The 19,490-nt window shown below is 61.9% G+C and carries 24 protein-coding genes; 10 read left to right on the top strand and 14 right to left on the bottom strand.

Annotation, left to right across the window (positions count from 1 at the left end; translation table 11 throughout):
* Window positions 1-2 precede the first annotated feature (2 nt).
* From ACK3SC_RS07565 to ACK3SC_RS07550, 4 genes are all read left to right on the top strand, one after another.
* The gene (locus ACK3SC_RS07565; RefSeq protein ID WP_416839498.1) at window positions 3-941 is read left to right on the top strand and encodes a thiamine pyrophosphate-dependent enzyme; all 939 of its coding nucleotides are present in this window, start codon (window positions 3-5) and stop codon (window positions 939-941) included.
* A 107-nt stretch (window positions 942-1,048) separates the two neighbouring features.
* The gene (lrpA1, locus tag ACK3SC_RS07560; protein WP_416839497.1) at window positions 1,049-1,477 is read left to right on the top strand and encodes an HTH-type transcriptional regulator LrpA1; all 429 of its coding nucleotides are present in this window, start codon (window positions 1,049-1,051) and stop codon (window positions 1,475-1,477) included.
* An 81-nt stretch (window positions 1,478-1,558) separates the two neighbouring features.
* Window positions 1,559-2,863 carry a DNA polymerase IV gene (dinB, locus tag ACK3SC_RS07555; RefSeq protein ID WP_416839496.1) on the top strand — a complete coding sequence of 435 codons (1,305 nt, stop codon included), beginning with the start codon at window positions 1,559-1,561 and terminating at the stop codon, window positions 2,861-2,863.
* 56 nt (window positions 2,864-2,919) lie between these two features.
* Complete coding sequence (locus ACK3SC_RS07550) at window positions 2,920-4,752, top strand: helicase HerA domain-containing protein (RefSeq protein ID WP_416839495.1); 1,833 nt, start codon at window positions 2,920-2,922, stop codon at window positions 4,750-4,752.
* A 60-nt stretch (window positions 4,753-4,812) separates the two neighbouring features.
* Here ACK3SC_RS07550 and tpiA read toward each other — a convergent pair whose 3' ends face one another.
* The 11 genes from tpiA to ACK3SC_RS07495 all read right to left on the bottom strand — a co-directional run bounded on the left by tpiA (window position 4,813) and on the right by ACK3SC_RS07495 (window position 13,669).
* Window positions 4,813-5,457 carry a triose-phosphate isomerase gene (gene tpiA / locus ACK3SC_RS07545; RefSeq protein ID WP_416839494.1) on the bottom strand — a complete coding sequence of 215 codons (645 nt, stop codon included), beginning with the start codon at window positions 5,455-5,457 and terminating at the stop codon, window positions 4,813-4,815.
* A 136-nt stretch (window positions 5,458-5,593) separates the two neighbouring features.
* The gene (locus ACK3SC_RS07540) at window positions 5,594-6,115 is read right to left on the bottom strand and encodes a multiprotein bridging factor aMBF1 (protein WP_416839493.1); all 522 of its coding nucleotides are present in this window, start codon (window positions 6,113-6,115) and stop codon (window positions 5,594-5,596) included.
* A 128-nt stretch (window positions 6,116-6,243) separates the two neighbouring features.
* Window positions 6,244-6,846 (bottom strand): CDP-alcohol phosphatidyltransferase family protein, encoded by a 603-nt coding sequence (locus ACK3SC_RS07535; protein WP_416839492.1) that lies wholly within the window; start codon window positions 6,844-6,846, stop codon window positions 6,244-6,246.
* Window positions 6,843-7,352: an adenylate kinase family protein gene (locus ACK3SC_RS07530; RefSeq protein WP_416839491.1), complete on the bottom strand. Its 510-nt coding sequence runs from the start codon at window positions 7,350-7,352 to the stop codon at window positions 6,843-6,845. Before ACK3SC_RS07530 ends, ACK3SC_RS07535 begins: the two co-directional genes overlap by 4 nt.
* A complete protein-coding gene (gene hisC / locus ACK3SC_RS07525) occupies window positions 7,349-8,434 on the bottom strand; it encodes a histidinol-phosphate transaminase (protein WP_416839490.1) in 1,086 nt (361 codons plus the stop codon). Before hisC ends, ACK3SC_RS07530 begins: the two co-directional genes overlap by 4 nt.
* Window positions 8,435-8,506: 72 nt before the next feature.
* Window positions 8,507-9,454 (bottom strand): substrate-binding domain-containing protein, encoded by a 948-nt coding sequence (locus tag ACK3SC_RS07520; protein WP_416839489.1) that lies wholly within the window; start codon window positions 9,452-9,454, stop codon window positions 8,507-8,509.
* Between the two features lie 70 nt (window positions 9,455-9,524).
* The gene (locus ACK3SC_RS07515; protein WP_416839488.1) at window positions 9,525-11,123 is read right to left on the bottom strand and encodes a GMC family oxidoreductase; all 1,599 of its coding nucleotides are present in this window, start codon (window positions 11,121-11,123) and stop codon (window positions 9,525-9,527) included.
* Window positions 11,116-11,712, bottom strand: coding sequence for a gluconate 2-dehydrogenase subunit 3 family protein (locus tag ACK3SC_RS07510; protein ID WP_416839487.1), 597 nt, complete (start codon window positions 11,710-11,712; stop codon window positions 11,116-11,118). The genes ACK3SC_RS07515 and ACK3SC_RS07510 overlap by 8 nt, the downstream gene beginning before the upstream one ends.
* A 190-nt stretch (window positions 11,713-11,902) precedes the next feature.
* Window positions 11,903-12,634, bottom strand: a complete 732-nt coding sequence (locus tag ACK3SC_RS07505) for a fumarylacetoacetate hydrolase family protein (RefSeq protein ID WP_416839486.1) — start codon at window positions 12,632-12,634, stop codon at window positions 11,903-11,905.
* Window positions 12,635-12,702: 68 nt separating this feature from the next.
* On the bottom strand, window positions 12,703-12,924 hold the full coding sequence (locus ACK3SC_RS07500) for a hypothetical protein (RefSeq protein WP_416839485.1): 222 nt from the start codon (window positions 12,922-12,924) through the stop codon (window positions 12,703-12,705).
* Between the two features lie 91 nt (window positions 12,925-13,015).
* A complete protein-coding gene (locus tag ACK3SC_RS07495) occupies window positions 13,016-13,669 on the bottom strand; it encodes a hypothetical protein (protein ID WP_416839484.1) in 654 nt (217 codons plus the stop codon).
* A gap of 160 nt (window positions 13,670-13,829) precedes the next feature.
* On the opposite strand from ACK3SC_RS07495, the gene ACK3SC_RS07490 reads away from it, so the two are divergent.
* Both ACK3SC_RS07490 and ACK3SC_RS07485 read left to right on the top strand, forming a co-directional pair.
* Window positions 13,830-14,546: a metal-dependent hydrolase gene (locus ACK3SC_RS07490; protein ID WP_416839483.1), complete on the top strand. Its 717-nt coding sequence runs from the start codon at window positions 13,830-13,832 to the stop codon at window positions 14,544-14,546.
* 100 nt (window positions 14,547-14,646) lie between these two features.
* Window positions 14,647-15,045, top strand: a complete 399-nt coding sequence (locus tag ACK3SC_RS07485) for an OsmC family protein (RefSeq protein ID WP_416839482.1) — start codon at window positions 14,647-14,649, stop codon at window positions 15,043-15,045.
* 82 nt (window positions 15,046-15,127) lie between these two features.
* Here the strand turns inward: ACK3SC_RS07485 and ACK3SC_RS07480 are convergent, their stop codons facing one another.
* The 3 genes from ACK3SC_RS07480 to ACK3SC_RS07470 form a co-directional block, all read right to left on the bottom strand.
* Window positions 15,128-15,262 (bottom strand): hypothetical protein, encoded by a 135-nt coding sequence (locus ACK3SC_RS07480; protein ID WP_416839481.1) that lies wholly within the window; start codon window positions 15,260-15,262, stop codon window positions 15,128-15,130.
* A 78-nt stretch (window positions 15,263-15,340) separates the two neighbouring features.
* A complete protein-coding gene (locus ACK3SC_RS07475) occupies window positions 15,341-15,937 on the bottom strand; it encodes a DJ-1/PfpI family protein (RefSeq protein WP_416839480.1) in 597 nt (198 codons plus the stop codon).
* 130 nt (window positions 15,938-16,067) lie between these two features.
* Window positions 16,068-16,850 carry an HAD-IIA family hydrolase gene (locus tag ACK3SC_RS07470; protein ID WP_416839479.1) on the bottom strand — a complete coding sequence of 261 codons (783 nt, stop codon included), beginning with the start codon at window positions 16,848-16,850 and terminating at the stop codon, window positions 16,068-16,070.
* Between the two features lie 78 nt (window positions 16,851-16,928).
* Here ACK3SC_RS07470 and ACK3SC_RS07465 point away from each other — a divergent pair, with 78 nt between their 5' ends.
* From ACK3SC_RS07465 to ACK3SC_RS07450, 4 genes are all read left to right on the top strand, one after another.
* On the top strand, window positions 16,929-17,183 hold the full coding sequence (locus ACK3SC_RS07465) for a hypothetical protein (protein WP_416839478.1): 255 nt from the start codon (window positions 16,929-16,931) through the stop codon (window positions 17,181-17,183).
* Between the two features lie 135 nt (window positions 17,184-17,318).
* Complete coding sequence (locus ACK3SC_RS07460; RefSeq protein ID WP_416839477.1) at window positions 17,319-18,104, top strand: GTP cyclohydrolase III; 786 nt, start codon at window positions 17,319-17,321, stop codon at window positions 18,102-18,104.
* A gap of 3 nt (window positions 18,105-18,107) precedes the next feature.
* Window positions 18,108-19,106 (top strand): zinc-binding dehydrogenase, encoded by a 999-nt coding sequence (locus ACK3SC_RS07455; RefSeq protein ID WP_416839476.1) that lies wholly within the window; start codon window positions 18,108-18,110, stop codon window positions 19,104-19,106.
* Between the two features lie 6 nt (window positions 19,107-19,112).
* The gene (locus tag ACK3SC_RS07450; RefSeq protein ID WP_416839475.1) at window positions 19,113-19,490 is read left to right on the top strand and encodes a 6-pyruvoyl trahydropterin synthase family protein; all 378 of its coding nucleotides are present in this window, start codon (window positions 19,113-19,115) and stop codon (window positions 19,488-19,490) included.

Here is a 19,490-nt window from a genome sequence, read left to right as displayed (position 1 = left end):
TCATGAGTGCATTCAGCGCAATCGGTGAGGAAACGGAGAAAGACCAAAACGAATTCACGCCCGGACTCGAACCCCAGCCGACGTGGTGTCCTGGCTGTGGTGACTTCGGTGTGCTCAAGGCGCTCAAAGGTGCAGCGGCCGAACTCGGCCTCTCGCCCGACGAGATGATGGTCATGACCGGCATCGGCTGTTCAGGGAAGCTCAACAGCTACTTCGACGCGTACGGCTTCCACACCATCCACGGCCGCTCGCTGCCCATCGCCCGTGCCGCCAAGCTTGCGAACCCCGGCCTGACCGTCATCGCAGCCGGTGGTGACGGTGACGGCTACGGGATCGGTGGCAACCACTTCATGCACACCGCTCGTGAGAACCACGATATCACCTACATCGTGTTCAACAACGAGATTTTCGGCCTCACGAAGGGACAGACGTCCCCGACGTCGCCGATGGGTCACAAGTCCAAGACCCAGCCCCACGGGTCGGCCAAGACGCCGCTTCGTCCGCTCTCGCTCTCGCTGAACGCGGGTGCGTCGTACGTCGCGCGGACGGCCGCTGTCAACCCGAACCAGGCGAAAGAAATCATCGTCGAAGCCATCCAGCACGATGGCTTCTCCCACATCGACTTCCTGACGCAGTGTCCGACGTGGAACAAGGACGCACGGCAGTACGTCCCGTACATCGACATCAACGACTCCGACGACTACGAGTTCGACAACACGAGTCGCGCCGAGGCGTCCGAGATGATGTTCGAGACGGAGAACGCACTCCACGAGGGTACCGTCCTCACCGGCCGGTACTACGTCGACGAGTCTCGTCCGTCCTACCAGCAGGAGAAACAGCGCATCGGCGAGATGCCCGAAGAACCGCTCGCAGAGCGCTACTTCGACGACTCCTACGAGTGGGAGCGCTCGTACGACAAGTTCCTCGGAAAGCACAAGTAACGCACCGAACCGCCGCGTCGACTACCCGGACACACACCGGTTCGACGTGACGGATATGCGTTTTCGGATTCGCAAGATATTTTTCTCCCGTAAGAAAAGAAGTGAGCATGGAAACCACGTCCACGGAGGGACGCATCCTCGCAGTCTTGGAAGAAGACGCGAAAGCGTCGTACGCCGAGATTGCAGACCGAGCGGGCGTGTCGAAGCCGACGGTTCGGAAGTATATCAGCAAACTCGAAGACGACGGCGTCATCATCGGATACTCCGCCGACGTGGACCCAAAGAAACTCGCAGGGCAGTCGATTGCGATGGTCGGTATCGAATGCGCGAGCGAGCGGTACGTGGAGGTCACGCGTGCTCTGAAGGAACTCGACGATGTCGAATCGCTCTACACGTCGTCTGGCGACCACATGCTGATGGCCGAAGTTCGCGCCGTCGACGGCGACTCGCTCGGAGATGTCATCTCTGACAAGATTCTCTCTATCGACGGTATCGAGGCCGCTCACCCATCGTTCCTGCAGGAACGACTGAAGTAACGACTTCTCGCACCACTCGATGCGTTCACTTCCACCGCGGTACCTGAAGGTTCAGGTACGTCGCCCGTCTACCCCCACGTGATGGCGGAGGAGACGCTCCCGGGAACGGAGACGGACGACGAACCCGATAGCATCGTCCTTCACGTCGATATGGACTGTTTCTACGCATCCTGTGAGCGCCTCCGCGAACCTGAACTCGTGGGTGAACCCGTCGTCGTCGGGATGGGGTACGAACCCGGCGAGGGCCACGGTGCCGTCGCCACCGCGAGTTACGAAGCGCGTGCGTTCGGCGTCGAGAGCGCGCAACCGATCTCGACCGCACTCGAGAAACTGCCGCGCCGTGCAGACGTTGGCCCCGACGACGACCCGGCCGGAACCGGACACTATCGCACCGTCGATATCGACTTCTACAAATCCGTCGCGAGCGAGGTCAAAGAGATTCTCCACGACTGTGCCGACGTGGTTCGTGAAGTGAGCATCGACGAGGCGTATTTAGACGTGACCGACCGAACCGCGTGGGACGTTGCCCCCTCGGGTGACCGGACGCTCGCAGAAGGCTACGCTCGGTACGTCAAGCAGCGAATCGCTCGCGAGGTGGGTGTCACGGCGTCTATCGGTGTCGCCCCCAACATGTCCACCGCGAAAATCGCATCCGACTTCGACAAACCGAACGGCCTCGTGGTCGTCAAACCCGGCGAGGTGGCGTCGTTCCTCGCACCACTTCCCATCGAAGAGATTCACGGCGTCGGCCCCGTTACGGCCCGGAAGTTGTCGGGGTTAGGTATCGACACCGCAGGTGACCTCGCGGACGCAGACCCGGCGACGCTGGAGTCCAACTTCGGGTCGCGGGGGCGGGAACTTCACGACCGAGCACGCGGAGTCGACGACCGAACAGTGACGCCGACGGGGCGGCCCAAGAGTCTCTCAAGAGAATCGGCGTTGACCGAACCGACGACCGATATCGACGACAAACGTGAGGTCGTCCGCGCACTCGCAGCAGACGTGGCAGACCGTGCCCAGTCTCGGGGAGCGATGTACCGAACGATTGGCATCAAAGTGGTCGTCCCGCCGTTCGACATCAACACTCGTGCGCGCTCGTTGTCCGGTCCAGTGGACGACCCAGACCTCGTCGAATCGGTCGCACTCGAACTCCTCGACGCGGAGTTCGCAGACGCGCGCGTCCGCAAACTCGGCGTTCGCGTGTCGAATCTCTCGTTTTCTGACGCAGACCAGTCCCGTCTGGATGGGTGGGAATCTGCCCACGAGCCGTCGTCTGAGCGCGACGACCACGACGCTGCGTTCGCGCACTCGTCGTCGAACACCGAGCAGTCGGCACCAGACGACCGACCGCGTCGCGGGCAGTCGTCACTCGTCGAGTTCGACTGAGTTTCGGGCCGCCCGAGGGGAGGAACTATGTCCCCCGCGCCAGTCGTCCAGAACGGATGACGGATTCGGAGACGGAAACCATCTCGGTTGCCGAAATCAGTGACGGACCAGGGGGAGTTGGCAACGAAGACCCGGGGACGACTGTCGAACTACCGGTGGTCGATATCCTCACCGGACGTGGCTTCGTGACGGGAAAGTCCGGGTCGGGGAAATCGAACACGGCGTCGGTGATGATAGAGAACCTGTTGTCGTCGAACTTCCCGGTGCTCATCGTCGACACCGACGGGGAGTACTACGGCCTCAAACAGGAGTTCGAACTCCTTCACGCGGGCGCAGACGAGGAGTGTGACATTCAGGTCAGCCCCGAACACGCCGAACGACTCGCCACGCTCGCCCTCGAACAGAACGTCCCGATTATTCTCGACGTGTCGGGCTATCTCGACGACTCGGCGGCCGACGAGTTAGTGACCGAAGTCGCGAAGCATCTCTTCGCCAAAGAGAAGAAACTCAAGAAGCCGTTCTTGATGCTCATCGAGGAGTGCCACGAGTACATCCCCGAGAAAGGTGGGATGGACGAAGCGGGCAAGATGCTCATCAAAATCGGCAAACGCGGGCGGAAACACGGCCTCGGCATCGTCGGCATCTCACAGCGCCCCGCAGACGTCAAGAAAGATTTCATCACGCAGTGTGATTGGCTGGTCTGGCACCGCCTCACCTGGCGAAACGACACGAAAGTCGTCGGGCGTATCCTCGGGTCGGAGTACGCCGACGCAATCGAAGATATGGGCAACGGCGAGGGCTTCCTCGTCACCGACTGGTCTGAATCCATCCGTCGCGTGCAGTTCCACAAGAAACAGACGTTCGACGCGGGGGCGACGCCCGGCCTCGACGACTTCGAACGTCCCGACCTGAAGTCGGTCGACGGCACCCTCGTCTCCGACCTGAAAGAGATATCAGACGAAAAAGAACGCCGCGAGAGCGAGATTGCCGACCTGCGACAGCAACTCCAGAAGAAAGACGCCCGGATTCGGCAACTCGAACGCGAACTCGAAGAGGCCCGTGACCTCTCGCGAATGGCCGACCAGTTCGCACAAGCGATGTTCCAGAAAGCCGAATCCCCCTACCGCGGCGGGGAAGGCCGAAATCTCAATCGCCCCGAGGAGAAACAGGCCGCACTGGGCGAGTACGGACTCGCTGACGAGGACGGGACAGAACCTGCGACGGCCGAAGCGGACTCCGAGGCGGCGGCCGACGGCCCACAACAGGGTTCGACACCCGACGGCCCACAGCAAGGTGCGACACCAGACGACGTCGCCCGAGCAGTCGCGGACACGGACCTCTCTTCCGACGACGACTCGGACGAGGACAGCCATCCGAGTACGCGAACACACCCACGACCGCCACTCGAAGCGCCGGACGGCCCGCCGTGGCCAACCCACGGTCTGCTCCCCGAGCGTGACGATATCGACGGCGACATCGACGAGGAAGCGTGGGACGAAGCACTCGAGATGGGCGACTTCGAACCCGCAGACTTGCAACCAGCACCGGGTGCCGAGAACAGACGCGACGTGGTCGACCGGATGACCGCAATCGTGAACGCACTCGGTGAGGTTCACCACGGGATGCTCGCTCACTACCGCGAATACGGCATCTCAGACCCGCTTTCGGCCCACGTCGCGGCGGGCGAGACGGGTGACCAACACCTCGCGTACGGTCGGAATCGGTCGCTTCGTCGGGCCGGATTCATCCGCCACGCTGGACGCGGCAAGTACGAATACGCGCTGCCTGACCTCGTGAGCGAGGAATATGCAGACCTGCTCGATGCAGACGAACTCCGAGAGACGGTCAGCGCGATCGAGCGGTCGTTCGTCGACGAAGACGACGAGTGACCACCCGTCAATCGCTGGTTTGCCGTCCGCGAGAAATCAGTTCGTGAGTGACTCGTCTCGTTACAGTCCGGAGACGAGGTCTTCGAGCGCCGCACGCGGGTCGTCGGCTTTGGCGACGCCGGATGCGAGAAGGATACCCGACGCACCGAGCTCTTCTGCGGTCACCACGTCGTCACCGGTGGAGATGCCGGCACCACAGTAGACGTCCACGTCTTCGTCGACGTTTGCCGCCGAATCGACAGCATCGGTGACGATGCCGGGGTCTGCAGTCGCGACCGAGACGTCGCCGCCGATGAGTTCCGGCGGTTCGACAGCGACCGAATCCGGACCGAGGGCGGCGACTGCGCCGATCTGTGCGGGGTTGTTCGCACAGACACAGGTCTCCAGTCCGGCGCGTTCAGCAGCCTGTACCGACCCGTCGATGTCGGCCAGTTTCATGCGCTTTTCAGAGTGGTTGATGAGCGTCCCGACTGCGCCCGCGTCGGAGACCGCCTCAGCGAGCGTGCTGCCGGTGTGACTGCCGTAGTCGTTCGGGTCGACGTGTTGGCCCCACGTCTCGACGCCAGTCGAGGCGACACGCGAGATGTCGGTCGCCTGTGGCGACACCGCGATGCGGACGCCTGACTCCTCGGCAACGTCACGCGCGGCGGTTGCTACTTCGATAGGGTCGCACGGATACGCCTTGAGGTTGACTAGGATGAACACAGTCGAAGTCGCGTGCGACGAGACTAATATATTGGTTTTCGGGGCCGAATTTGTCACGAGACGGCGTCTCGTCGGGCCGGAAAATCGGAGAAAATCAGGTGAGGAGAGTCCGACTCGGCGCCCGGACGTGTGTCAGTCAGTCTTTTCGCTTGACCACGTCGCCGAGCGTCGTCGTCGTGCTGCCGCCACCGGACCAGTCAGAGTCGTCGTCGCTCGCACCCTCGACGAGTGAGATGTCGAGTTTACGTTCGATTTTCTTTCGGACAGAGTCCGGGGGCACGATGTCACCGCGTTCGAGTTTGCGAATCAGGCTCGCCTTCTCGTTGAGCGACTGCGCGAGTTCCTCTTGACTCAATCCACGGGACTCGCGTGCCTCCCGGATGCGCGAGTCGTAGTCGGCAGCAATCTCGTCCATGTCGTCGAACATGTCGCGGCGTCGGCGCGTCTTCGACGACGAGGACGAAGACGACCCAGACGAGCGTTTGGCCTTCCCACTCGACGAAGAGGTAGAGTACTTCGAGCTCGCACTGGACGTCGACTCGGTGCGGACCTCCGTGCCGAACTGGGCGCAGTTGTCACACAGTTGCAGTTCTGCGCCTTCGACTTTCACAGTCTTCAGAGAGGCTTGGTTGGAGCCACACATCTCGCACTGAGGCATACACTCACGTACCGTCCCGCCGCGTATAAAAGGCACGCCACCGGCCGAAAGGTGCTGGTCGAACCCTGCACTGTCAGTCGGTTTACGCGTGACGACCAAGAAGACGGACCGGGCGTCGTATCGTTGGGCTACGTCAGGTCGCTCCACGCGCCCCAGAATCGCTGGAGTGCGGTGAAGTGACCGATGACAGCGAAGAACACCAGCAGCCACCCGACGAGGGTGAACCCACCGATGGGACCGGTGTAGACTGCCGATGCGACGCCGACGAGACCGATGAGCGCGAGTCGGTCGGCGCGGCCGACGAGGCCGCCGTAGGCACGACCGAGGCCGACTGCCTGAATCTGCGTGCCGAGATACGAGGTCATGAGCACGCCCGTGACGGCAGCGAGGCCGAGTGCGAACGAGTCGATGCCGGCGGCGAGGCCGACGAGGACGACGATGTCGGCGTAGCGGTCGAGCACGTGGTCGAGCATGTCGCCTGCCTTCGACGAGACGCCTTGCTTGCGGGCGAGTGCGCCGTCGACGAGGTCCAACCACCCGTTGAGGAAGACGAAGAGTGCGCCGAGGCCGTACCACAGTTGGTCGGCGATACCGAAGGCGACACCTGCAGCGACGGCAAAGCCGAACGCGATGACGCTCACGCCGTTTGGTGAGAGTCCAGCAGTGTCGGCCGCCGAGACGAACGGGGCGAGCAGTTTGTCCGCCGTGTCGCGGTACTGGTCCAGCGTCATAGATATTCGATGAAGTCGACGGTTCCTGCGGACGGTTCGCGTTCACCGTCGGCGACGGCGACGATTTCGTCGGCGACGGCCTGTGGGTCGCGGTCGGTCGTGTCTATCTCGTAGACTACATCCTCGCCGTGGAACTCGACGGCTTCGCCGAGGATGACGTCGAGTGCCTCCGATTCGCGATTCTCACGTGCCTTCGCCTCGGACTCGCCGCGTTCGAGGAGGCGGGCTTCGAGGACATCCGGGCGGCAGCGCAGGACCACAACACGGTCGGCGTCGAGATGATGTGCGAGGTGACTTTCGACGAGTCCGTCCCAGTCACCGAGTCGGTCGCGGACCGCGTCGAGGTCGACGACGAGCGTATCGCGCTCTTCGTCGCGTTCGGTCCACAGCCCCTCGTCTTTCACGAGTTGGTTGAGGTGGACGACGGGTTGGTCGAGTGCGTCGGCGACGAGGTCCGTCACGGTGGTCTTTCCGGTTCCGGGCGTGCCAGTGACGACGAGTTTCACGCTGTGGGCACCTCCGAGACGATTCGGTTCAGTACGTCGACGGCGTGTTTCGTCTGGGCTTCGGTGCCGCAAGAGATGCGGATACACTCGGGGAGGCCGAAACTCCCACAGTCGCGGACGATGACGCCCTCTCGCTGTGCAACATCGGAGACGGCAGTCGCGTCACCGACGTCCGCGAGGACGAAGTTGCCAGCGCTCTCCCACGTCGGCACGTCGAGTTCGTCGCGGAGATACTGGCGGGCCCACTTCGCAGACTCGACCGATTTCTCGACGTGGTCTGGGTCGTCGAGTGCGGCCAGCGCAGCACGACAGGCGAGTTCGCTCGCGGCGAACGGCGTGTTCACGCGAGCGTAGGCATCGGCCCACTCCTCGGGGACACAGGCGTAGCCAACTCGCAGGCCGGCGAGGCCGTACGCCTTCGAGAAGGTTCGGAGGACGGCGATGTTGTCGTATGCAGAGAGCAGGTCGATCGCGGACGGTTCGTCAGCGAACTCGCCGTAGGCTTCGTCCACGACGAGCAGTGTGTGGTCGTCGACCGATTCGGCGAGTTCGACGAGTTCCGCTCGCGGAAGGACAGACCCCGATGGGTTGTGGGGGGTCGTCAGGTAGACCATGCGCTCGCCGTCGTAAACGTCGAGTACCGACTCGGCGGTCTGCTCGAAGTCGTCGGCTTTCGACACGTCGTACTGAACGGCGTCGCCGTGGTGATAGCGAGCGCTCATCGAATAGTACGAAAAGCCGGGAGACGGTTCGAGGATGTCGTCGCCGGGTTCGAGCATCGCGCGGGTGAGGTAGTCGATAGACCCGTCGGCACCGGGTGAAAGCCACACCTGCGTCGGGTCGAGGCCCCACTTGTCGGCGAGGGCCTCGGTCAGGTCGGTGTGTGCAGTCTTCGGATAGACGCTCACCGTCGGTGCAGCGTCTTCGATGGCCGCGACGGCCTTCGGACTCGGGCCGTGGGGGTTCTCGTTCGAGGAGAGTTTCGTCAGGTCCTCGGGGTCCATCCCGAGTTCGCGGGCGACCTCCTCTGTCCCGCGGCCGGGTACGTAGGGAGCGTGCGCGGAGAGGTCCCGTGGTTGCATGGTCGAAGGATGCGGGTCGCGGTTCTTAAGGGTGCGTACTCTGGGTCGGCGGGTCACTCCAAAACGCTGCGTTCACTCGTCGTCACTCGCCGGTTGGTACTGGTCGAACGCTGGGTCGTCGTCGAGCGCACTGGGGACGAACAGCGTCGTCTCACCGAAGTCTCGGATTATCTCCTGCCCCCTCCGACCGGTGAGATAACCGACGTAGGCCATCGCCAGCGAGTAGTTCACATCGTGTCTGGCCGGATTCGTCGGGATGACTGCGTAGTCGTTTCGGAGGATGTCGGGCCCGCCACCCAGTGGTCCTTCGACGTACGCCGTGAGCGCCGTCGAGTCCGACATCACGAAGTAGGTGCCTCTATCGACGAGGGTGTACGCACCGCGGCGACTCGCCTGTCTGAGCGTGTCGCCCATCCCGTCGCCGGTCGCCTGATACCACCGACCCGAGGGGGTGACGTCACAGTCGTCCCACAGCGTCTGCTCTCTGATGTGCGTTCCCGAGTTGTCGCCGCGAGAGAGGAACAGTGCACCCGACGTTGCGATGGACTCGAAGGCCGCCAGCGGGTCGTTTCCGACTGCCTCGATACCGGCCGGGTCGTCGTCGGGGCCGACGACGAGAAAGTCGTTGTACATCAGGTCGCGACGGTTGATGCCGTGGCCTGCCTCGATGAATTCGTCTTCTGCACTTCGTGCGTGTGTAATGACGACGTCCGCGTCGCCATCGGCTGCGGTTCGAAGCGCCGCTCCGGTCCCCTGTACGAGTGTTTTGACGCGAACGCCGAACGTGTCCGAAAAGCCGTCGTGGAGCGCGTCGAGCAGTCCAGTGTCGTACGCCGTCGTCGCAGTGGCGAGCGTCAGGTCGCCGGACAGTATCTCGGCGTCAGTATTCGAGTCGGTCAGCGCGTCGCCACTCGCCCCATCCAGCGGTATGGCCTCGCGGAGGCCGTCGTCGCCGAGACAACCGGTGATACCGACTGCACCCATCGTACCAATCGCCTGGAGGTACCGTCGTCTCAGCATTGGTGTGAGGTTCCTGTCCAACACGTAAATTGTATCGGTGCCATTCTCACGCTGTTGAAATCGTATTCGGTTACGGGATGTGCCCCTGTACCGACTCGGCGAGACGAACAGCGAGCGCCGCGATTGTGAGCGTCGGATTCATCGCGCCCCCGGTCGGGAAGACGCTCGACCCCGCAATCCAGAGGTTCTGCACGTCGTGTGTTCGGCACTCGGCGTCGACCACACTCGTCTCCGGGTCGTCGCCCATCCGTGTCGTCCCCATGTGGTGGAACGCCGGTCCGGTGTTCTCCGGCCCGACAGTCCACTCCACGTCGACGCCGAGTTCGTCCATGACCGACGCTTGAATCTCGTTCGCCCGGGTGAGTGCGGCCTTCGTCTGGTCGTCGACAGCCCAGTGAATCTCTGGAACCGGGTCGCCGAGGTCGTCTGTCGTCTTCGAGTCGAGTGTCACGTAGTTGTCTTCGCGCGGCAGTTGCTCGACGAGCGCACCCATCGCGATGTGCGTCCCGTAGTTCTCGGCTAACTGGGCGACCAACTCGTCGCCCCACGTCTCCGCATGGAGGGCGTCGATGACCGGCGACGGCCCACCGTAGTTGAGGAACTCCAGTTTGATTCCGTTGACGGGGTCGGTGTCGTCGTAGAACTGGTGTGACTCGCTCGTGATGAAGCCGACGTGATTCTGTCTGGTCGGCCTGTCGAGTCTCCCACCCATTCCGGCGAACAGATGTTCCATGAAGTACCGACCGACGACGCCCGAGGAGTTCGCCAATCCGTCCGGATACTGGGCCGACGCAGAGAGCAAGAGGAGGCGGACGTTCTCGACGCCTCCACACGCGAGGACGAACCGGCCTGCTTCCTGCCGGTGCGTCTCTCCGTCGGGCGTGGTGTATTCCGCGGCGACGACGCTGGTTCCCGAGTCGTCGTGTTCGAGGCGTCGGACTCGGGCGTGGTCGATAACACGAGCGCCAGCGGCCGCTGCTTTCTCGACGTGGGATTCGGCGGTGTACTTGGCACCCGATGGACAGACTGGTTTGCACGTCCCGTATCCGACGCAGGGCGACCGACCGTCGTACGGTTCCGAGTTGCGAGCGTTCGGCACGGAGTGCATGTCGATTTCGAGACGCTCGCACGCCTCTGCGAAGAGTGAGTCTGAGTAAGAGGGTGGGAAGGCAGGGAGTGGGTACGCCTCGTCACGTGGCGGCGCGTACGGATTGTCGACCGCACCGGCGACACCCAACTCGCGTTCTGCGTCGGCGTAGTAGGGTTTGAGGTCGCTGTACGAGATGGGCCAGTCGGTACCGACGCCGTGGCGTGAGGCGAGTTCGAAGTCGCGTTCGTGGAGACGCATAACCATCCCCTGCCAGTGGAGCGAGCTTCCGCCGACACCCTTCACACGTGCGGCGTTCAGGGGATAAAACGCCTCACCAGACGACGTAAACTCGTCTCGCGGCCCGCCCATCTCCCATGGGTTTCCGAGGCCGGGGCGAATGTGGCGCTCCAGTTGCTCGCGTCTGTCGCCGTCGAACCGTGGCCCTGCTTCGAGGACGACAACCGACGCTCCCGATTCAGCGAGTCGATGTGCGACGATTCCGCCCGCCGGGCCGGCACCGACGATACACACGTCGGCGTCTTCGGCCGGCGTTCGGTCTGTGTGTCCGTCGTCAGCCATCGTCTGCACTCACTCCATCGCCCGCATCGGTTTCATTTTCCGAACCCATCGTCGCCCGCTGGTAACTCTCGGCACCGCCGGGATGGCCGATTGGGTTCTCGATGCCGACGAGTCGGCCGCCAGTCGGAGACGCATAGAACGCGTAGAGCAGTTCGTTCACGACGTGAAACCTGATTCGTTCGGAGAGCGTGCCGTCTGCGACTGGGTCGGCAGTGTCTGCACCAAGTTCGCGAAGGAGCGAATCTCGCTCGTCTGTCAAGAGCGTCGAATACGGCGACCCGTACCAGTCTCTGGCAACGTCGTCGAGTTCTGCGGCGGTCGTTCGCATCTGTGACCCACGCTGTTCGTCTCTCGTTCGGCCGAGGACGTACGTCTCGACGAACGGAGCGATACCTTCGGTTTCGCTCGGATACACGACTTCCCCGGCCGCAACCATCGTTTCCAACAGACTCGTCGCTGGGGCGTCTGACCCGCCGCCTTCACCGCTCTCTGCAGTCGGCGGGTCGAACTGGTCGATAGCGACTGCACCGCCGCCGACGATACCGAGGCCGGCGAGCACTGCAACCGCGTCCCGTCGCGTCAACCGCATTCGCTCTGGATTAGGTTAGACTAACCTTATGGCTTGTCCTCTGGGTGGCGTCGGATTCGTCGTTGTACCGAGGGGGTGAGAAGATTCGAGAACGCGAGTACGGGAGAACGTGAGAATGCGAGAACGGGAGAATTCGAGTACGGGAGAACCCAAGAACGCGAAAACCCGAAAACGTGACTTCGTCGCGTCGTCAGTCCTGCCGAACGTCGTGTTCGAGGACGCCGATGCCTTCGATTTCGGCTTCGACGTGGTCGCCATCGACAAGCGGGCCGACACCTTCGGGCGTTCCCGTCGAGATGACGTCACCCGGTTCGAGCGTCAGATACGACGTAATCTCGGCGACGAGTTCTGGAATCGAGAAGATGAGGTGTTCGATACTGGAGTCCTGTCTCGTCTCACCGTTCACGCGGAGTGTGATGCTGGCATCGTCAGGGAGATGTTCTGGGTCGGCAAGGACGGGCCCCATCGGTGCCGCGCCGTCGAACGCTTTGCCACGAACCCAGTTCGATTCGAGGTCCTGGTCGTCACGATTCGACACGTCGTCCATGATCGTGTAGCCGGCGATGACGTCTTCGGCGTCTTCGGGGGCGACGTTCCGACACTGTTCGCCGATGACGACGGCCAGTTCGACTTCGTGTTCCATGTTCTCCTTGCCGGCGGGGAGCGTCACGGTGTCGCCATGACTCGCGACGGCGTTCGGGGGTTTGAGGAACAACAGCGGGCGGTCAGGAACTTCTTCGTTGCGCTCTTCGGCGTGCTTTGCGTAGTTGCGACCGATACAGACGATTTTCGACGGTTCGGTCGGTGCCAGTACGTCTACCTCACCGAGGTCGTACGTCTCACCGCCAAAGGAGACGGAGTCGCCGTGCCATTCGCCCGTTCGGACTGCGCCTGCTGGGTCACGGAATCGAACGTGATACATGAACGTCGGGTCTGCCCGGTCCGTGATAGGTCTTTACATCCCACTGATTTCGGCCGGATGGGACTCACCTACTCGTTTGACGCCGACTCGACGATAGTGTAGATACCGTGTGCGAACTGTTTCAGTCCAAAATATCCACACCCGGCCCAGACAGCCATCGCCGGAACGAATCCAAGCCACGGGCCGAAGGCAGTGAGCAAGAATGAGGCCACCGCCCCACCGACTGAGAAGATGATGAGGCCGGCGACACCGTTGACGGCGGCGTCAGTTGTCGCGTTGTGTCGGGACATAGGCACCGTAAAATCTGTCGTTTGAAAAATACATCGGCACTCGTCGACGGCATAGTCACTCAGTCACGCGCTCATTCAACCACCCACCTACTCACCGCAGGTCCACCCCAACGTCGAAGATGACGAGTACACAGACGACGGCGAACGCGAACGCTGCACTCGGTGCGCCGACAGAGAGGTCCAGCACCTGTGCTCGAGAGGCGACCACGCCGAGGGAAGCAGCATAGTAGATAGTCCGAAGGAGTGCAGACTTCGTCTTATTGGCGGCTCGAAGATTCGGTAACACGAGTAACCCACCGAACGTGAACCCGCCAGCGACGAGCACTGCGCCGACCAATCCACCACCGCCGGCATCGACAATCGCGCCCACATACGTCGCAAGACCCAGAGTTGCGTTCAGATACGCCGCGCGTCGGGCAAAGAAGCCATACCCGCCGCTCGGACCGAGTCCGAGTTCGTTGTCTTCGATTCGTTGCCATGGCGTCCCAACCGAAATAACTCCCATCCGGAACGCTCCGATAGTCACCGACGCCACAGTCAGCGAGACGATCGCGCTCGTCGACACCGCGACTGGGATAGTGACGGTCTGAAACGCAATCCAGAGCATCGGAACGGCGAGCAACATGTGCTGGCCAAGACCGTAGTAGATGACGGCGTCGAGCCACGCATCGAGACTCCGCTCTTGCGTTTCGAGCGTGTCGGGTCGTTCTTTGGGCCGCTGGTAGACCTGGTCGTTCGGGGACATACTCGGTATATCTGTTTGTGGGATGAAAAGTCATCTCCCAACGCTCCGGCCGACCCGTTTCGTCGTCCCCACAGCCAGGATTCCACCACCCGCGAAAACACGGCCAGACCGTTCTACGCGAATACCTTTTTGTGTATTTCACGTATAACGTTCAGGTGCTATGGAACTCACCTGGCACGGTCACTCGACGTGGTACGTCACGGTCGGAGACACCTCGCTTCTCATCGACCCGTTCTTCGACAATCCGCTCACGTCGCTCGACTCGAGCGACATCGACACGCCGGATTACGTCCTCCTCACACACGGCCACGCCGACCACATCGCAGACGCCGGCGCGTTCGACGGCGCAACCGTCGTTGGCACGCCCGAAATCGTCGGCTACGTCGGAGACGAGATGGGCGTCGACGACACGATTGGCATGAACATCGGGGGCACCGTCGAACTCGGTGATGCCTTCGTCACGATGGTCTGTGCAGACCACACGAACGGCATCAACACTGGGTACGAACTCGACGCCGGCATGCCGGGCGGGTACATGATTAGCGACAAGATGCCCTCCCGAGAGTCCGACGAGGACACGACGACGTTCTACCACGCCGGCGACACGGGATTGATGACTGACATGCGCGAGATTTTCGCTCCGTATCTCGAACCCGACGCGGCGGCGCTTCCGGTTGGAGACCACTACACCATGGGACCACTGCAGGCGGCTATCGCCACCGACTGGTTAGACGTCGACCACGTCTTCCCGATGCACTACAACACGTTCCCGGCCATCGAAATCGACGTTCGCGACTTCGAACACGAAGTGAAAGCTGCCGGCAGTCACGCCGAAGTCCACGTTCTCGACGCCGACGAGTCGTTCACGCTCGAATAGGTCGCCTCGGCCGCATCCGCGGATATATTCTTTTGTCGCTCGTGTACACGGCCGTTCTATTGAGCAACTTTTAGGGCCGAACAGTCCTGACACCCGATGAATGTCCGATATCCAAACCTCGACGGTCAGTGAGGAAGGCTTCGCATGCACGAGTCAGGTCGGCGACTTCGACTTGCAAATCGACGCGCTCGACGAGAGCGGTCCGACCCCGAACGCGGCCCTCGTCGCGACGTACGCGTCCTGTTTCCTCCCCGCCTTCCGTGTTGGCGGACAGAAGACTGGCTTCGACGACCTCGGAAAGGTCCAGATCGACGCAGATGCAGTCCTCGACGACGGCGACGACCTCGCAGAGATTTCCTTCGACATCTACGTCGAAGCAGACCTCTCTGACGACGAATTTGCCGAGATTACCGACCTCGCCGAAGACATCTGCCACGTCCACGACGCAGTCCGCGACGGGCTGCAGGCAGACGTGACCGTCGTCGGCGGCGCTTTCTAAGCGCGCTTCGACTCGCTGTTTTTTCAAAAATACCGCGATACCGGTGCGGACCGTGTACTCGACAGCCCGAGACGTCTCCCAGTTAGTGGTGACGCTGTCGATATGTTCGAAGGCTCATGGCCTTCCCCTCCACGATTACGACTTCGCCATCTTGTGGATCTGATTCGGCGACAGTGTCGACCTGTTCGCGGAAATACGGGCTGTTCGGTTCTTCCATGGCAGTCACTTTGCGTGTGCTTATAAAAATCTTTGTCAGACATTCTCACACATATTAACGCACGTGTGAGTATCCATTTCAGTCGTCTGCGGCTGCGGTGGCCTGTTCGTGGCTGATTTCGGTCCCGAGGAGGTCGAGGAACGCCGCCAGCCACTCGGGGTGGTCCGGCCACGCCTGTCCCGTGACGAGATTTCCGTCGGTAGTTACCTCGTCCACCCACGAACACCCTGCGCGTTCGACCTCCGGTCTGACCGCAGGGTACGCGGTCATCTGATAGCCATCGAGCACGCCTGCGGCGGCGAGAATCTGTGGGCCGTGACAGATTGCAGCGACGGGCTTGTTCTCGTCGAAGAAGTGCCGAACCGTATCGAGAACGTCGTCGTACCCACGGAGATACTCGGGTGCGCGCCCACCGGGGACGACGAGTGCGTCGTAGTCGGCAGGGTCGATGTCGGCGAACGTCGCGTTCAGCGTGAAGTCGTGGCCGCGGGTCTCGAGATACGTCTGGTCGCCGCGGAAGTCGTGAACAGCGGTCTTACAGCGGTCTCCGGCCTCTTTTTCTGGGCACACCGCGTGGACCTCGTGACCCACCATCGTGAGCGCCTGAAACGGTACCATCACCTCGTAGTCCTCGACGAAGTCGCCAGCGAGGAGCAATATTTTCATTCCGGACATGGGAGTTCCCCACGAAGTACTTATCATTTGAGAACCATAATGATTGTGCAGGGGTTGCGACGATGCCCGCACGCCGAAAGGCGGGCGTGCCACTCGTCAGTAGAACCTGCTTTCTCCGAGATAGGTCACGTTACCGTGAGAGAATTCGCCCGATTTCACCGAGGTGGTCGAGGACGTAGTCGGGTTCGAACTCGCTCGCTGCGAGCGCGTCGTCGTCGGTGACGCCAGTTCTGACGAGGGCGGTTCCCATCCCTGCGTCGAGTCCGAACGCGATGTCGGTATCGAGTCTATCACCGACGACGAGAACGTCTTCGGGCGGGAGTCCGAGCCTCTCGAGGACGATTTGCTGTGCTACCGGTGAAGGCTTTCCGAGCACCGCGTCAGGTTCGCGGCCGGCGACACCGGCGACGGCGCGAATTATCGCTCCAGACCCCGGGATATCGCCGTCTGCAGTGGGGATGATGATATCGGGGTCGGTTCCGTAGAACTTCGCGCCATTCCGAAGTGCGAGGTAGGCGTCGCGTAAGTCGTCGTAATCGAACGTGCGGTCGATACCGACGACGACGACTTCGGGTTCGTCGCCCGCCCCCACGAGTTCGAGACCCGCCTCTCGAAGTTGGTCGCGTATGCCGGACTCCCCGATACAGAACGTTCGGGCACCGGGGTGGGTGGCCGCGAGATAGACGGTCGTCGTCGTCCCGGACGTGACGATTTCGTCGGCAGTCGCTTCGATACCTGCGGTTCGCAACCGTTCTTCGTACGCAGGCGGTGCTTTCGTCGGGTTGTTCGAGACGAACAGTCGGTCGAGTCCGAACGAGTCGATAACCGCGAGTCCATCGAGTGCGCCCGGGATGGCCTCGTCTCCTCGAACGACAGTTCCATCGACATCAAGGACGACACCTCGGTACTGCATCGTCTGTGGTAGGGCACGACGCCTGTTCAACGTTCGCCCCAGAGAACTATTATGGTCCACGATAACGTATTTCACGATATGGGTGTCTCATCGAAGCGACTGGTCGGGTGGCTGCGGGGTCCGGCGACAGGAAACAGTGCGATGGGAGTGTACGGATTGGTGACGGCGATGGTCGCGCTCTTTTTGACGTATTCGATGGTCGCCACGGTCGTGGTCGTCGTGCCACTGCTCTCGACGACGACCATCATCGTCGCGACAATCGTCGTCTGGGTGGTGATGTGGGCCATCCTCGACGTGCTGGCGAGTCGGTTCCTCAGAGAGACACCGACGTAACGAACGAGGCTTGAGGAGGGTGATTCGAGGTGGTTCGAACGACGTTCGAGGGGGTCTGAACGACGTTCGAGGTGGGTTCCGGTCGAACCGTCCCAGAACCAAAGAACGATATGTGCGTCGCGCTACCCATCTACTGTGACGAATACGCAGCTGACACTCGTCCAGATCGACAACTACGGGCCGTGGACGGTTACGCCGGACCCACGACGGGAGATGGACCTCCAGACGCTTCAGTCACGATTGTTCGCTGACTTGGCCCAGTTCGTCGGCTCTCGAGACGGGTACGTCTTTTTCACCCGCTTCGACAACATGGTCGCAGTTACCAACGGCCTGGACCGTGCCGACCACGAACTGCTCCAGGAATCTATCGGGAACCGCTACCCGGTGACGCTCAGTCTCGGTATCGGAACTGACCGAAACCCTGCAGTCGCACTCGAACGCGCGACTGACGGTATCCAACGGGCGGGGAGTGCGCAAGACGGAGACAGACGTGAGGTTCTCTCTGGCGACCCACTCGCAGCGACAGACCGAACAAACACCGACGTGCAGATTGCCCACTTCGACGTGAACGACGCGACCGGCAAGTACACCGACCGCCTCAACGAGTTCGACACGTTCATCCACATCGAACAGGGCTACGCGTCGCTCATGCGCCACCTTCGGCGCGAACACGGTGCGCTGTCGTTCTTCGTCGGCGGCGACAACATCATCGCGGTCACCCCTGACCTCTCTACAGAACAGTACTGCGCAGCAATCGACCACGTCGAAGCCGAGGCAGACGTCGAACTCAAAGTCGGTGTGGGAACGGCGAGTAACGCCCACGAGGCTGGATTCGCTGCGAAACACGCCCTCGAAGATTGCCGTGACTTCGGGACGACCGTCGAGTTCGCAGACGCTTCACTCGAGACCGCACACGACTAAGCGATGCAGGGTCGCGCAGTCTACTTCGTCGCCCCGGAAGCCGTCGAAGTCCGTGACTGTGAGGTTCCCGAACCAGCCCCCGACGAGGTCCGCGTCCGGACACGAACCTCGGCGGTGAGTTCGGGCACTGAGCGACTCGTCTACCGTGGGGAAGCGCCGACTGACCTCCCCTCTGACGTGTCTATCGGCGCGCTCGACGGAGACCTCTCGTTCCCACTTCGGTACGGCTATGCGGCCGTTGGCGAAGTTGAAACTGTCGGTGAGGATGTCGATTCCGCGTGGCGTGGCCGACGCGTCTTTGGATTCAACCCGCACGAGAGCCGATTTCTCGCACGCCCTGACGAACTCTATCCGATTCCGGACGACGTGAGCGACGCGCACGCCGCGTTGCTGCCGACGATGGAGACTGCACTCAACTTCGTGATGGACGGCAATCCACGAATCGGCGAACACGTCGTGGTGTTCGGACAGGGCATCGTCGGACTCGTGACCACGGCGCTTCTCAGTCAGTTCCCACTCGGGAGTCTCACTGTCGCCGACTGCGTTGCCGAACGGCGTGAACTCGCCCGTGAACTCGGTGCGACGACGGCGGCCGACCCCGAATCACTCGACCCACCTGCAGATGGGGCAGACCTCACGCTCGAACTCTCCGGCAACCCGGACGCGCTCGACACCGCGCTCGACGTGACGCGCTATGCTGGTCGCGTCCTCGTCGGGTCGTGGTACGGAACGAAACCGGCGACACTCGACCTCGGCGGACAGTACCACCGGTCTCGAATCAGCATCGAGAGCAGTCAAGTGAGTACTATCGCACCGAAACTCCGAGGGCGATGGGACGCAGACCGGCGCTTCTCGTTGGCGTGGGACCATCTTGCAGACATTCCGCTCGACTCTCTCGTCACCCACCGAATTGCCGTCGAAGATGCAGCTCGTGCCTATCGCCTCCTCGAAGAGGCACCCGACGAAGCCGTCCAAATCCTCTTTACCTATGCGGACTGTTGACAGGTCATGTATCGTGTTTCCGTCCGCAGGGAGATGATTGCGCAGCACTTTTTGACGGTGCCGAATCCGGGGGCAGAGGGTGAACTGCACTCTCACGCGTTTAGGGTCGAAATCGAACTCTCCGGGTCGGCACTGAACCAGTACGGCTATCTCGTCGATATCGACGACGTGAAAGCGGCGCTGGACGCGACGCTGAGTCGCTACCGAGACAAGACGATGAACGACCTCATCGAGTTCCAGGGAAAGAACCCTAGCATCGAACGACTGGCACACGAAATCTGTGTCAGATTCGTCGAGGCGGCGTCGCTCGAGAACCCGGAGCACGTCTCGGTTTGCGTCTGGGAGGACGACGTGGCCAGCGCCACGTACGAGACGGCGCTCTGA

This window comes from Haloferax sp. DFSO52 (genome assembly GCF_048158745.1).
Taxonomy (GTDB): domain Archaea; phylum Halobacteriota; class Halobacteria; order Halobacteriales; family Haloferacaceae; genus Haloferax.
The sequence above is the reverse complement of the archived record's forward strand: the minus strand, read 5'-3'. Positions and strand labels throughout refer to the sequence as shown.